At 70.0% G+C, this 13811-nt stretch carries 14 protein-coding genes; 10 read left to right on the top strand and 4 right to left on the bottom strand.

What is annotated here, in order from left to right; all coding sequences use genetic code 11:
- Positions 1-82: 82 nt before the first annotated feature.
- Complete coding sequence (locus VF330_RS17665; RefSeq protein WP_330852705.1) at positions 83-1234, bottom strand: epoxide hydrolase family protein; 1152 nt, start codon at positions 1232-1234, stop codon at positions 83-85.
- Between the two features lie 85 nt (positions 1235-1319).
- Here VF330_RS17665 and VF330_RS17660 point away from each other — a divergent pair, with 85 nt between their 5' ends.
- Genes VF330_RS17660 through VF330_RS17650 form a run of 3 tightly spaced genes read left to right on the top strand, consistent with a single transcriptional unit; the run spans position 1320 to position 3662 of the window.
- Positions 1320-1913: a TetR/AcrR family transcriptional regulator gene (locus VF330_RS17660; RefSeq protein ID WP_330852704.1), complete on the top strand. Its 594-nt coding sequence runs from the start codon at positions 1320-1322 to the stop codon at positions 1911-1913.
- A gap of 46 nt (positions 1914-1959) precedes the next feature.
- Positions 1960-2577 (top strand): flavodoxin family protein, encoded by a 618-nt coding sequence (locus tag VF330_RS17655; protein WP_330852703.1) that lies wholly within the window; start codon positions 1960-1962, stop codon positions 2575-2577.
- 11 nt (positions 2578-2588) lie between these two features.
- Positions 2589-3662 (top strand): L-dopachrome tautomerase-related protein, encoded by a 1074-nt coding sequence (locus VF330_RS17650; protein ID WP_330852702.1) that lies wholly within the window; start codon positions 2589-2591, stop codon positions 3660-3662.
- A 99-nt stretch (positions 3663-3761) separates the two neighbouring features.
- Here the strand turns inward: VF330_RS17650 and VF330_RS17645 are convergent, their stop codons facing one another.
- On the bottom strand, positions 3762-4400 hold the full coding sequence (locus VF330_RS17645) for a carbonic anhydrase (protein ID WP_330852701.1): 639 nt from the start codon (positions 4398-4400) through the stop codon (positions 3762-3764).
- 244 nt (positions 4401-4644) lie between these two features.
- Between VF330_RS17645 and VF330_RS17640 the strand changes: the two genes are divergently transcribed.
- A complete protein-coding gene (locus VF330_RS17640; RefSeq protein WP_330852700.1) occupies positions 4645-5913 on the top strand; it encodes a glucuronoxylanase in 1269 nt (422 codons plus the stop codon).
- Between the two features lie 4 nt (positions 5914-5917).
- Here the strand turns inward: VF330_RS17640 and VF330_RS17635 are convergent, their stop codons facing one another.
- Positions 5918-6979 (bottom strand): aldo/keto reductase, encoded by a 1062-nt coding sequence (locus VF330_RS17635; RefSeq protein ID WP_330852699.1) that lies wholly within the window; start codon positions 6977-6979, stop codon positions 5918-5920.
- 524 nt (positions 6980-7503) lie between these two features.
- Positions 7504-8667 (bottom strand): fumarylacetoacetate hydrolase family protein, encoded by a 1164-nt coding sequence (locus tag VF330_RS17630; protein WP_330852698.1) that lies wholly within the window; start codon positions 8665-8667, stop codon positions 7504-7506.
- 171 nt (positions 8668-8838) lie between these two features.
- On the opposite strand from VF330_RS17630, the gene VF330_RS17625 reads away from it, so the two are divergent.
- The 6 genes from VF330_RS17625 to VF330_RS17600 all read left to right on the top strand — a co-directional run.
- The gene (locus VF330_RS17625; RefSeq protein ID WP_330852697.1) at positions 8839-9240 is read left to right on the top strand and encodes a hypothetical protein; all 402 of its coding nucleotides are present in this window, start codon (positions 8839-8841) and stop codon (positions 9238-9240) included.
- Positions 9237-10142 carry a hypothetical protein gene (locus tag VF330_RS17620; RefSeq protein WP_330852696.1) on the top strand — a complete coding sequence of 302 codons (906 nt, stop codon included), beginning with the start codon at positions 9237-9239 and terminating at the stop codon, positions 10140-10142. The genes VF330_RS17625 and VF330_RS17620 overlap by 4 nt, the downstream gene beginning before the upstream one ends.
- Before the next feature lie 2 nt (positions 10143-10144).
- Entirely contained in the window at positions 10145-10828 is a 684-nt protein-coding gene (locus tag VF330_RS17615; RefSeq protein WP_330852729.1) for a heavy metal-binding domain-containing protein, read from the top strand.
- A 13-nt stretch (positions 10829-10841) separates the two neighbouring features.
- Positions 10842-11639: a heavy metal-binding domain-containing protein gene (locus tag VF330_RS17610; RefSeq protein WP_330852695.1), complete on the top strand. Its 798-nt coding sequence runs from the start codon at positions 10842-10844 to the stop codon at positions 11637-11639.
- A gap of 420 nt (positions 11640-12059) precedes the next feature.
- Positions 12060-13262, top strand: a complete 1203-nt coding sequence (locus VF330_RS17605; RefSeq protein WP_330852694.1) for a putative glycoside hydrolase — start codon at positions 12060-12062, stop codon at positions 13260-13262.
- Between the two features lie 147 nt (positions 13263-13409).
- On the top strand, positions 13410-13811 hold a 402-nt coding region (locus tag VF330_RS17600), incomplete at its 3' end, for a hypothetical protein (protein ID WP_330852693.1).

The raw sequence follows: 13811 nt of genomic DNA, 5'->3' as shown, positions 1-13811 counted from the left end.
ACATACTCGCCGGGTGCGGCCGGGAGATCCAGTCCCCGGTGCACGGAACGGCAAGAACGGTGCGCCCGCGGGCAAGCTTTCCTCACGAACGGAGGGAGCGCAGACCGGTGCGGATCTCGCCGACCAGGATCTCCGGCTGCTCCAGGGCCGCGAAGTGCCCGCCCCTCGCGGCCTCGCCGTAGTGGACCAGGTCGAGGTAGGTGTCCTCGATCCAGGTCCGGGGCAGGAGCGGGACGTCCTTCGGGAAGACGGTCACCGCCACCGGTAGGGTCAGCTTCGGCCCGGCGAGGGAGCCCGCCCTGTTCTCCCAGTAGATGCGGCCGGACGACGCCGCGCTGTTGGTGAACCAGTACAGCGAGATCGCGTCGAGCATGAGGTCCGTGTCCAGGGCGTCCTCCGCGAGCCCCTGGTTGTCGGTCTTGGACTGGAACTTCTCGTAGATCCAGGCGGCCTGGCCGGCGGGGGAGTCCGCCAGGGCGATGCCGACGGTCTCCGGCTTGGTGCGTTGCAGGTGGTTCGACCCGCCGAGCTCACCGTTGTAGTACCCGAGGGTGTCGACGGCGTGCCGCTCCTCCGGCGACAGGTCGTCGGGGATCTGCTCGGGGAAGGCGTACTGGGTGTTCAGGTGGATCCCGAGCAGTCCCTCCGGCCGCATGGCGCCGAGAGCGGTGGTGACGACGGAACCCCAGTCACCGCCCTGCGCCGCCCACCCGGTGTAGCCCAGCCGCTCCATCAGCTCCACCCAGGCGCGGGCGACGCGCGGGACGTCCCACCCGGTCTCCGCGGGCTTCCCGGAGAACCCGAACCCCGGCAGCGAGGGGATGACGACGTCGAACGAGTCGGCGGCGTCCCCGCCGAACGCGACCGGGTCGGTCAGCGGGCCGACCAGCCCCAGGAACTCGACGACCGAGCCGGGCCAGCCGTGCGTGAGCAGCAGCGGCAGGGCGCCGGGGTTCTTCGACCGGACGTGGACGAAGTGGATGTCCAGGCCGTCGATCTCGGTCAGGAACTGGGGGAGCCGGTTGAGCTCGGACTCGAACCGCCGCCAGTCGTAGCGGTGCTGCCAGTGGTCCACGAGCGCTTTGGCGTTCTCGACGCGCACCCCCTGCGACCAGTCGTCGACCGTCTCGGGTGCGGGCCAGCGGGTGTTCGCCAGCCGCCGCTTCAGGTCGTCGATCTCCGAGTCCGGGACCGAGACGGTGAACGGGCGGATGGGGGGTGTAGCGGCGGTCATCGGCTTCTCCTCGTCGGCGGCGGTCGTTCATTGCACACTGCTGTGCAACCTACGTCGTTGCACAGCAGTGTGCAACACTGGTCCCGTGGCCACCGAGTCGTCCCGTGCGCGTTCCCTGAACGAGACCCGCGATCGCATCCTCGGCGTCGCCCTCGACGTCCTGGGGGAGAACCCGGACGCCGGCATGGGCGAGATCGCCACCGCGGCCGGCGTGGTCCGCCGCACCGTCTACGGGCACTTCCCCTCGCGCCTCGACCTGATCAGGACGCTCACCGAACGCGCCGTCGCCGAGATGGCGGCCGTGCTCACCGAAGCCGCCGCGGCTGAGGCGGCGGACGTGGCATGGGCCCGGTTCGTCGCGCGCGTCTGGCCGGTCGCTCACCGGTACCGGGTACTGGTGGCGCTGCGCCGCGGCGAGTTCGGGGAGGCGATCCACAGCCTCCTCGGGCCGGTCGACGTGCTGCTGGCGGACCTGGTGCAGCGGGGGCAGGACGGCGAGGTGTTCGCGCGGCACCTGCCGGCGGGCGTGCTGAGCCAGCTCGCCTACAACGCCGTGTTCACCATCGCGGACAGCGAGCTGGCGGGTGGCGCTTCCGGTGTCCGGGCGGCCACCATCGCGAGCCTGCTGGTGCTGGGTGTTCCCGAGGCCCGCGCGACCGCCCTGTCCGACCGGTCCTGATCCCGCGGACCGGGTTGGCGTGGAGATGAGCGGGTAGGCGCCAGGCATGGCTCCTACACCGTTGACCGCGCTCGCACTCACCTGCTCGCTCAAGCCCTCGCCCGCACCGTCGAGCTCCGACAAGATCGCCCGGCAGGTGCTGGACGAGCTCGCCGCGCACGGCGTGCAGGGCGACCTGGTCCGGGTCGTGGACTTCGACGTGCGCCCCGGCGTGCAGACCGACATGGGCGACGGCGACCAGTGGCCCTCGATCCGCGAGCGCATCCTCGCCGCCGACGTCCTCCTGCTGGCCACGCCGACGTGGGTCGGCCACCCGTCCAGCGTCGCGCAACGCGTCATGGAACGCCTGGACGCCGAGCTGTCCGAGACCGACGACGAGGGCCGCCCGTCGATGTACGGCAAGGTCGCCGTGGTGGCGGTGGTGGGCAACGAGGACGGCGCCCACAAGATCATCGCCGACTGCTTCCAGGCCCTCAACGACATCGGGTTCACCATCCCCGCGAGCGGCGGGACGTACTGGAACTCCGAGGCGATGAACCCCAAGGACTACCTCGACCTGGACGAGACCCCGGACGCCGTCGCCACGACGAACAAGAAGCTGGCGAGCAACGCCGTGCACCTGGCGCGGCTGCTTCAGCAGGCCCAGTTCCCGCCGGTCCAGTGAGGACCTCGGACGTGAGCGGGCTGGAAGTGGTGCACGAGTTCACCGGTCCGATGCCGACCGGCGTCAGCGTCTCGCACACCGGCCGGGTCTTCGTGAACTTCCCGAAGTGGGGCGACGAGGTCCCGGCGACCGTCGTGGAGCTGCGCGACGGGGCCGAGGTGCCGTTCCCCGACCAGGCGTGGAACTCGCCGTCCTCCGATGACGACGAGGGCGCGTTCGTCTCCGTGCAGAGCATCGTCGTCGACCCGGCCGACCGCCTGTGGGTGCTCGACACCGGCAGCCCGCTGTTCCGGCCCACGAAACCCGGCGGGCCGAAGCTGGTGTGCGTCGACCTGGCCACCGACACCGTCACGAAGGTGATCACGTTCCCGCGCGAGGTGGCGCCGGAGACGACCTACCTCAACGACGTGCGGTTCGACCTGCGCCGCGGCACGGCCGGGGTCGCGTACATCACCGACTCGGCCGACTCCGGGCCCAACGGGATCATCGTGGCCGACCTGGACAGCGGCGAGTCGTGGCGCCGGCTGCACGACCACCCGTCCACCAAGGCCGAGCCGCTGGAGTCGTTCCGGCCCGTCGTGGAGGGCAGCCCCTTCCTGGAACGGCCGGCCGACGGTGACCCGAAGCCGGTGTCGATGGGCGCCGACGGCATCGCGATCAGCGCGGACGGCTCCCGCCTGCACTACTGCGCGCTGGCCTCCCGGCGCTGGTTCAGCGTGCCGACGCAGGCGCTGCTGGACCGGTCGCTGTCCGACGACGAAGTGGGACGGCAGGTGGTGGACGAGGGCGACAAGGGCGGCGGCTCGGACGGGCTGGAGACCGACGACGCCGGTCGCCTCTACCTGACCGACTTCGAGCACAACGCCGTGCTGCGCAGGCTGCCGGACGGCGCGTTCGAGACCGTCGCGCACGACCCGCGCCTGCTGTGGCCGGACACCATGTCGGTCGCCGCCGGCCACCTCTACGTCACGGCCAACCAGCTGCACCGGCAGGCCAGGTACCAGGGCGGGCAGGACCGCCGGCGCAAGCCGTACCACCTGTTCCGCGTCGCCATCGACGCCGGGCCTGTGCGGTTGCGGGCCTGACGCGCGTCCGGCCGCTCGCGCTGCTCGGCACGTCCCGAGACGTCGACTCCGCCTGTCCACCCCGGGAAGTGCCGCCGAAACAGGCTCAGCGCAACGCCGTCAGACGGCCGCAGCGGACGTGTCCAGGCCGCGGGACGCGACGAGGCGCGCGCTGCCGTCGGCGAGCCGGTAGCGCAGGCCCACCACGGCGGTCCGACCGGCGGCGACGTGGTCGGCGAGCAGGCGCGAGCGGTCGAGCAGCAGGTCCACGGTGTGGCTGACGTGCTCGGCGAGCACCTCGTCGGCCGACCCGCGCCCGGCGGCCCGTGCCGCCAGCACGCTCGGCGTCACCCGCTCGACGACGTCCCGGATGTACCCGCCGGGCACCGTGCCGTCGTCCAGCGCGGCGCAGGCGGCCCCCACCGCGCCGCACGCGTCGTGGCCCAGGACCACGACCAGGGGGCAGTCCAGCACCTCGACCCCGTACTCGACGCTGCCGAGCACCTCCGAGCCCACCACGTGGCCCGCCGTGCGCACCACGAACAGGTCGCCGAGGCCGCGGTCGAAGATGATCTCGGCGGCCAGCCGGGAGTCCGAACACCCGAACAGCACGGCGAACGGGCGCTGGGCCGGTGCGATCTCCGACCGGCGCACCGCGTCCTGGTTCGGGTGCTCCGGCGTCCCGGCGACGAACCGCCGGTTGCCCGAGAGCAGCAGGTCGAAGGCTTCCTGAGGGGCCGGGGACGTCGACTGGGTCATGATCACAGCCTAGGTCGCGCACCCGTCCGCCGCCCAGCAGAGGGGTACTGCCGGAACGGCCGCTCCACAATCCACTGATCGGTCACGGGCAATGGTGTGAATGGCGGAGAAGTGCGGGAACCGTCGAATTCTCGTCATTCGACAATTCGATTGACCTATTTCTTGACCACCCGGCGTGAACACTGTTAAGACTGGGTGGAATCCGAGATTTCCGATCCTGAACGAGAGCCCTCGTGGAGATGTCATGACCTCACGCCAGGAAAACCCGGACAACGCGGTCTCGCACGCTTTCAGCCGGCGGACGTTGCTGGCGGCGGGCGTCGCGCTGCCGGTGCTCGCGGCGGGGACCCCGGCCTCCGCGGCCACGTCGGTGGTCGTCGAACCGTCGAACGTGCAGCAGACGATCCTCGGCTTCGGCGGCATGAACCACACCGTCTGGATCAACGACCTCACCGCGGCCCAGCGCGAGACGGCGTTCGGCAACGGCGCCGCGCAGCTCGGGTTCACCGTGCTGCGCATCCCCGTCCACGAGGACCGGGCCAACTGGAGCCGCGAGGTCGCCACCGCGAGGCGCGCCGCCGAGCTCGGCGCCAAGGTCATCGCCTCGCCGTGGAACCCGCCCGCCTCGATGACCGAGTCCTTCTCCGGCGGCAAGCGGCTCCGCTACTCGTCCTACGGCGCTTATGCGCAACACTTGAACGACTTCGTCGCGTTCATGGCGAACAACGGCGTGAACCTGTACGGGATTTCGGTCCAGAACGAACCGGATTACGCGCAGGAATGGACGGCGTGGACGGCGAGTGAGATCACCCGGTTCCTGCGCGAGAACGCCGGCTCGATCAACGCCAGGGTCATCGCGCCCGAGTCGTTCCAGTACCGCAAGAACCTCTCCGACCCCATTCTCAACGACAGCGCCGCGCTGGCGAACGTCGACATCATCGGCGCCCACCTCTACGGCACCCAGACCTCGGATTTCCCGTACCCGCTCTTCCAGCAGAAGGGTGCCGGCAAGGAGCTGTGGATGACGGAGGTCTACCACCCCAACAGCAACCAGTCGGCTGACCTGTGGCCGCAGGCGCTCGACGTGGGCGAGCACATCCACCGCGCGCTGGTGGACGGCCGGTTCCAGACCTACGTGTGGTGGTACATCCGCCGCTCCTACGGCCCGATGCGCGAGGACGGCCAGATCAGCAAGCGCGGTGCCAACATGGCGCACTTCTCGAAGTGGGTGCGTCCCGGCTACTCGCGCATCACCGCGACCGCGAACCCTCAGGCGAACGTCTACATCTCGGCGTACAAGAGCGGGTCCAGGATCGTGATCGTCGCCATCAACAAGAACACCTCGCCGGTCGACCACGTCTTCACGATCCGGGACACCGGCTCCGCGACCGCCTCCACCTGGCTGACGAACGCCGGCGCGAACCTCGCGCACTACAACGACTTCACCATCACGAACGGCACGTTCAACGCCCAGCTGCCCGCCAGCAGCATCAGGACGTTCGTGCTGAACTGACCCCTCAGGACACCGGGGCGACGCGGTCCTTCCAGAGGTCCGTCACACCCCAGCGGTCGACGCCCTGCGTGCCGAGCATCCAGCCCGGGTACTCGGGCGGCAGCTCGCTGACCTCGTCCAGCCGCCGGATCTCGTCCTCGCTCAGCTCGACGTCGACCGCGGCGAGGTTGTCCTGGAGCTGGGTGAGCCGCCGGGCCCCGACGAGGACCGAGGTCACCGCGGGACGGGCGAGCAGCCAGGCGAGCGCGATCCGCGCCGGGCTGCAGCCGTGGGCCTCGGCGATGGGCCTGAGGACGTCCAGCACGTCCCAGGCCCGTTCCTTGTCGACCACGGGGAAGTCGAACCCGGAACGCCGGGCGCCCTCGGGCGACTGGTTGTCCCGGCTGAACTTCCCGGACAGCAGACCACCGGCCAGGGGGCTCCACACCAGCAGACCGAGACCTTCTTCGGCCAGCAAAGGGACGATCTCGCGTTCGACATCCCGCCCGGCGACCGAGTAGTAGGCCTGCACGGTGTTCAGCGGCGCCAGCCCGAGGCGCTGAGACGCTCCGAGCGCCTTCGCGATGCGCCAGGCCTGCCAGTTGGACACGCCGACGTACCGGATCTTGCCCTGCCGGACGAGGTCGTCGAGGGCGCGGAGCGTCTCCTCCAACGGCGTCACGAGGTCGGTCGCGTGGACCTGGTAGAGGTCGATGTGGTCGGTCTGCAACCGGCGCAGGCTCGCCTCGACGGCGTCCATGACGTGCCCGCGCGAAGCGCCGACGTCGTTGCGGCCGGGACCGGTCCGGCTGTAGACCTTGGTCGCGAGGACGTACTCGTTCCGCGGGATCCCGAGCTCGCGGAACGACCGCCCGAGCGTCTCCTCGCTTTGTCCGGCGGAGTAGACGTCGGCGGTGTCGAAGAAGTTGATCCCGCCGTCGAGGGCGGCCTTGACGAGCTCGTTGGCGCCGGCCTGGTCGACGTTCCCGATGTGCTCGTACACGCCGCTGGCACCACCGAAGGTCATCGTCCCCAGGCAGAGCTGGGAGACGATCAACCCGGTGTTCCCCAACGTCTTGTACTTCATCGCTTTTCCTCTCGTTCCACGGCTTTCGGGCCTCCGGGAACCACGGTAGAGAGGGGCGGGCCGCCCAGGGAGGGTGTGTCGCACCCACCCTCGGCGGCGGGGTTGTGCGGCGTTGGGATCGGAGCAGCGGCAGCGGTAACGACTGGTGCGGATTGCGCGACTGCTGCAATGCAGCTCCGCGTCGGCGCGAAAACAGTGCGACGCAGGCTGCCGCAATTCCAGCTCAGCAAAAGGAATTCGCGCGCAGTGTCGTTGTTGCTCGCGCCCGGCGAGGCGACCTACTCCGATCTCACGCTCGGCTATGCCCGGTACTACGGCACGGACGTCACCTACCAGCAGTCCGACGGGTTCTTCTTCGGGTCGACGCTGTTCGTGGCGGCGGGCCTCGCGGCCACCGCGGTGAGCACGTCGTGGACTTCAACGCCGACATGCTCAACGGCGTCTGCTACCTCATCTTCGACGGCGCGGAGCCGTTGCAGCTGGCCGGCCCTCAGGTTCCCTGGCTGGCCGTCTGACCACCGAGGTCAAGGACGCGGGCCCAGCAGACCGCGGGCGGCGAGGTTCTGCATCAGCGCGGAGATGCCGAACGTCCAGTCCTCCGCGTCCTCCGCCGTGTTCACGACGTTCGTCAACGCCCCCAGACGGGGAGAGGAGATGCGCACGACGTCGCCGACCTTGTGCGTGAACCCCTCGCCGGCCTGGTCGCGGTCCTCGGTCGGGGCGAACATCGTGCCGGTGAACAGGACGAAGCCGTCGGGATAGCGGTGGTGCGCGCCGAAGGCGTGGGACACGAGGTCCTCGAGCTCCCGGCTGATCTCGGATACCGGGTTCACGCCGTGCAGTTCGAAGCCGTCGGGGCCGGTGATGTCCAGGGCGATCTCGGTGGCCTTGGCGTCCGCCAGGGTGAAGCCGTCGTCGAACAGCCGCAGGAACGGCCCGATGGCGCAGGAGGCGTTGTTGTCCTTGGCCTCCGTGAGCAGCAGGGCGCTGCGGCCCTCGAAGTCACGCAGGTTGACGTCGTTGCCGAGCGTCGCGCCGACCGGCTTTCCGCTGGAGTTCACCACCAGGACGAGCTCGGGCTCGGGGTTGTTCCAGGCCGAGCGGGCCAGCACGCCGATGTCGGCTCCCGGTCCCACCGCCGACAGCACCGGCGCCTTCGTGAAGATCTCGGGGTCCGGGCCGATGCCGACCTCCAGGTACTGCGACCACAGGCCCTCGGCCTGGAGGACCCTCTTCACCTCCGCGGCCTCCGCCGATCCCGGCTTCAGGTGGGAGATGTGGCCGCGGACGATCGCACCCACCTTCGCGCGCACTTCCTCCGCGCGTGCCGGATCGCCGTCGGCGCGTTCCTCGATGACCCGCTCGAGCATGCTGCGCACGAACGTCACGCCCGCGGCCTTGAGCACCTGGAGGTCGACCGGTGCCAGGAACCGGGGACCGGCGCCGGCCAGGACGTCCGCGAGCGGCCACGTCGTGCCGCCGGGGTGGTCGCGGACGAAGTCCGGTGCGTCCGGTCGTTCGAGCAGTGCCGAAACGGTCGGTGCCCACGGCGTCAGGTCGACGACCTGGTCACCGCGGATCGTCACGACCGAAGGACCGCCCGCGGCCGGGTCGAACACCCTCGCGACGAGGGTGGCGTCCGCTGCGTCCCGGGGGAGGACGTCGGCGGCGTCGAGTGAGAGCCCCATGGAAGACCTTCCTGCTCGCACGACAGATCGGTTCGATCTTGCCCCTTTCCCGCCCCTGAGCGACACCTTTGCACCCGGCGGAGATCGAACGCGTTCCGTGAGGTCACTGGTACGGTTTGGCCTTCTGGGGGCTGCACGGGCTGAAGCCAACCGATCCGCCGTGGGGGCAGGGTGTCGGACTGGGATGTGGAGACGCTCGCCGCGAGTCTGCGTTCGCACAGCGCGGACTTGGCGCTGTACGCGGGTTTCCTGGTGAACACGCTGTCCGAGGCGCTGCCGCCGGACATGGTCGAGGTGCGGCGCAAGTCCGGTGTGCTGCGCCGGGGCGGCGGTCCGGTGCTCGCCGTGACCGTGCGGGTGGGGGACCGGCGGTTCGCGTTGCAGCGGAGGTCGGTCGGCGCCGCCGTGAGCGCGCAGATCGTCCACGAGGCGCGCGGCATCGTGCTGAGCACCTCGGAGGTCAGGATCGACGAGTGGTCCCGTGCGCTCGCGGCCGCGTTGACGTCGTACGCCGACCATCACGCCGAAGCCGCGGAACTGTTGCGCCGCATCACGTTGCCGGACCTGCCGTGAAGCTGAGCGCGGCGGACCACCAGGCGCTGCGATCCGCCGGCTTCACCCCGCTCGGCCCCGTCTTCGGCAACCACGTGCGCCGCGCCGCCGTCGGACGCCTGGACTGCCGCGCGATGGTGAGCACCGCGGAACGGCAGGAAGAAGCACTCTCCACGGCGGTCGGTGACGCCATCGGCAAGCTGCGCCGCATGGCCCCGGACGCGGACGGCGTCATCGGCGTCCAGGTGACCGAGGAGCGGAAGTTCGGCCGCGTCACGGAGGTGAGCGTCACCGGTGTCGCCGTGCGCGCGGACGGCGGTGTGCGGCCCCGGACCCCGTTCCTGACGGACCTGAGCGGACGGGACTTCGCCAAGCTGCTGCACAGCGGATGGGTGCCGTGCGGTCTCGCACTCGGGATCGCCGCGGTCGTCACTCACCACTTCGAACTGCCGCGCGCGCTCGGGTCGACACTGGCCAACCGGGAACTGACGCTGCACAGCGCTGTCGTGCGCGATGTCCAGCGACGTGCGCGAGCACTGCTGAAAGCCGACTGCACACGGCTGCGCGGCGAGGGCATCGTGCTGGGGCAGGCGATCGTGCGGGTGAGCGAACCGCACTGCTGGCTGAGCAGGTCGGGCGCGCAGACCGCGCAGTGGGGCAGGCCCACGACGCGCGCGGTGCTCCTGCCGTGGGAGACCAGGGCGCCCCTGCAGACCCCGTCGTGGGAGAGCAGCAGGCGAGGGGTCGAGTCCCCGTCGTGGGAGCTGCGGGTCCCGGCGTCACCGAAGCCGCCGCCGCAGGGCGAACCGGAGCTGCACGGACGTGACCTCTACGCGGAGGCGGTGTTCACCGCGACCGCGATCACGTCGTTCCGCGCGCCGGCCGCGGCACCGCTGACGATCGTGCCGGTGAGCGTCCGGTGACCATGCCGGTCGGGTTCACGCGGCTCGGGCCGGCGAGTGGCACCTCGGTGTTCGACGCCCGCGCTCCGCGACCGCCGTGCGGGCGGAACCGGGACGGCTTCGAGGTCTGTCCCGACACGGCCGCGACCGGGCTGGTGCGGGAGGGCTGGACGACGGCGCTCGCCCGGCTGCGCGAGCACTGCGCGGACCTGGGCGGCGACGGGGTGACCGGCGTGCGCCTGGTCCAGCAGCGGCTGGGGCGCCAGGTCGAGTTCACCGCGTCGGGCACGGCAGTGCGCGCGGGCGGCCAGGTGCACCTGGCGCGGCCGTTCACGACGCACGTCGAGGACGGGGAGCCCACCTCCCTGCTGCTCGCGGGATGGGTGCCGGCGGGTGTCGTGGTCGGACCGGCCACGGTCCGCGGCCACCTCCGCGGGAGACGCCCCGCCAGGGAAGAACAACCCGAGCACACCGAAATGCTCGCCGAGGCGATGGCGGCCGCGCGGCGCGCGTTCCGCGACGACGCCCTTCTCCACAGCGCGCAAGAGGTCGTGCTCCACAGCATGAGCACGCACATCGGCAACGAGGAATGCGGAAGCGGTGAACACGGCACCGACGCCGAGGCGCGGGTGCTGTTCGTGGGAACCGCGATCGTGCAGTTCCGGCTGGTCTCGCGGCCGCCGTCGACCACCGTGTCGTTGCACTGAGGGGGAAATCCGGATGAGCGTCGAACTGTCCACCGAGGCGATGAAGAGACTCCGCCAGCTCCAGCCCGGCGGCAGGGGGATCTTCACGTCCGACCTGTCCGTCAACGAGTTCCTGCTGGTGCGGCAGGCGGGTTTCCGGCCGCTGGGGCTGGTGCTCGGCGTGTCGATCTACCACGTGGGCCTCCAGTTCCGGCGCTGGAACGCCAACCAGGAGCTCGACGTGCTCTCGCAGGCGATGTACCGCGCGCGGGAGCTCGCGATGACCCGCATGCAGGCCGAGGCGGAGGTGCTCGGCGCGGACGGCATCGTCGGCGTGCGGCTCAAGGTCGAGCTCCAGGAGTGGGGGGCCAACGTCGCCGAGTTCAGCGCCGTCGGCACCGCCGTGAAGGCGGAGGACGGCGGGAACTGGCTCAACCACGAGGGAAAGCCGTTCACCTCGGACCTGTCCGGGCAGGACTTCTGGACGTTGCTCCAGGCGGGGTACGCGCCGTCCGGCATGGTGATGGGCACGTGCGTCTACCACGTCGCGCACCAGACCGTCGGCGGCGTCCTGAAGAACCTGGGGCGCAACGCCGAGCTGCCCGCGTTCACCCAAGGTCTTTACACGGCAAGGGAACTCGCGATGGAACGGATGCAGGCGGAGGCGGCGGCGCTGCGGGCGGAGGGCATCGTCGGCGTGCAGCTGTTGCAGCACAACCACAGCTGGTCCGGTCACGTCACGGAGTTCTTCGCGGTGGGCACGGCGGTGCGGCCGATCCGCGACGACCACACCATCCCCACCCCGCAGCTCGTGCTCGGCCTGGACTCCTAGGGGCGCCGGCTGTCGTGGGAGCGCTATTCCGGCACGGCGGGAATCGCATCACATGGGCAGTGCTGCATACTCCCGTTCCATTCGGAAGAGTTGAATTTTCAATCGCTGCCGAGCGATTCCTGGTGCTCTGGAATAGTCGCGGCCGAAATGGCTGTGCACAATGCGTGACACCACACTCCTTTCGGCTGGGGGTGGCTCTTCACTCGCGCGGGAGAGCGCGAGCACCGACTGTGTCGTTTGGTTCCGGCCGCCCACTGGAAAAGGTGGTTTGCGCCCTTCGCGTTGAGGCGCCCGCCGGGCGGTGTTACCACAAAAGAAGGTCCCCGGCGGTTGGTGAACAGAGCCTTTCAGCCAGGAGGGGTTATGTCTGTCGGAATGCGCAGGGTGTGGCAATCGACTAAAGCAGGGAACGTTTTCTCCGTGGTGGCGGTCCTGGTGGCCGCCCTCGTCTCACCACCAACGACCGGACCGGGTGCGGCCGCCGCCCCGGTGGTGCCACAAGGACGTGTGCAGTCGTTCTGGTTGCACCTGAACAGCACGCCGGTGACCGACGAGATGATCGCGGTCGAGGCGAAGCGCCGCGCTCACGTCGTGCTCAACGCGTGGGAGGGCGACCTGCTGCGCAAGCTGAAATCGCAGAATCCCGCGATCAAGACATATGTCTACAAAGATCTTTCCTCCACTCGTTCTTATGCTTGCAGAGGGGGCAAGGACGACAGGCTTCTGCCCACGGGTACCGGTTACTGCTCGGTTCGCGCCGCCAAACCCGAGTGGTTCCTCAGGAGCAGTGACGGGAAAGAGCTGACCTACTCGGGTTACGACGGTCACTGGCAGATGGACGTCGGCAATCCCGATTACCGGAAAGCGTGGGTCTCGGGCGTCGTGGCGGATGCGAAGAGCATTGGCTTCGACGGGGTCTTCCTGGGCAACGCCCTCTATTCGTGTGACACCTATCATCCGGGAGTGTGTCCCGCGAAGTACCCGGACAACGCATCGTTCCAGCAGGCCTACAAGGGAATGCTGGCCGAGGTCAGGGCCGGCTTCACCGCGGCGGGGCTGACGTCGGTGGCCAACCTGAGCAACGCGCGTCTGCACCCCGGCGGCTGGGACGCGTACTCGGCCTTCGTCGACGGGGCGTTCGACGAGTGGTGGCTGACGTTCTCGAGCAGCGACCTCCTCCCGGAGTACCCGGAGGGCTGGAGCAGGCAGGTGGCCGAGATCGCCGCCGACGAGGCCGCCGGCCGGACGACGTGGGTGCAGCCCCACTTCCGCGCGGGAGACGCGAAGGCGTTCCGGTACGCGCTGGCCAGCCTGTACATGGTCACCAGCGGACGCGCGGCCATGGCGGAGATCTCGACGACCGACGGCTACGCGGAGCCGACGCCGTGGCATCCCGAGTACGACTGGTACCTCGGGCACCCCGCCGGCGCCTACCGCAAGGTCGCGGACAAGGTCTACCGCAGGGACTTCACGTGCGGCGTGGCGCTGGTCAACGCCAACCCGACGGGAAGCTCCGAGGTCAAGATCGCGCTGCAGCGCTCGTACCGCGACCACGAGGACCGGTCGGTCAGCTCCGTGAGCCTGCCCGGTACGAGCGGAATCGTTCTGCGCGCGAACTGCTGACGTGGCTCCTGCCCGTCACCGGGGCGGTGCGGCGGACTCCGCGGCACCGCCCCGATGGCTGCGAGCGAATTCACTCAATGGTGCGAACGCTTGTGGCGCACCGGTTTCCGGATTGCCGTGGGACACCGGTACGTCGACACTGCGATCATGGAAGAGCCCGGGGTTGTCCCCGCCGAACCGGCCACCGGCGGACAGGACCGGTTCGCGGTCGTCTTTCGCGGCTACGACCGCCAGCAGGTCGACGAGTACGTCCAAGCCCTCCAGGAACGCGCCGCGCGGCTGGAACGGGCGGTACCCGACTCCTCGCCCGGCGCTCCCGAGCCCGTCGAGGTGGACGCCTCGGGACCGGCCGGCGGGATCGGCACCCGGATCGAGCGGGTGCTGACGCTGGCCGAGGCCGAGGCCGCCGAGCTGCGCGACGACGCCCGGCGCGAGTGCTCCCAGCTGCGCGCCGAGGCGAAGCGCTTCAAGGAGGACACCGAACGCGCCGCCCGCGCCCAGGCGAAGCTGATCGTGGCGGGCGCGGAGGAGGAGGTGGCCGAGCTGCGT

The organism is Lentzea sp. (genome assembly GCF_036380075.1).
GTDB lineage: Bacteria > Actinomycetota > Actinomycetes > Mycobacteriales > Pseudonocardiaceae > Lentzea.
The sequence above is the reverse complement of the archived record's forward strand: the minus strand, read 5'-3'. Positions and strand labels throughout refer to the sequence as shown.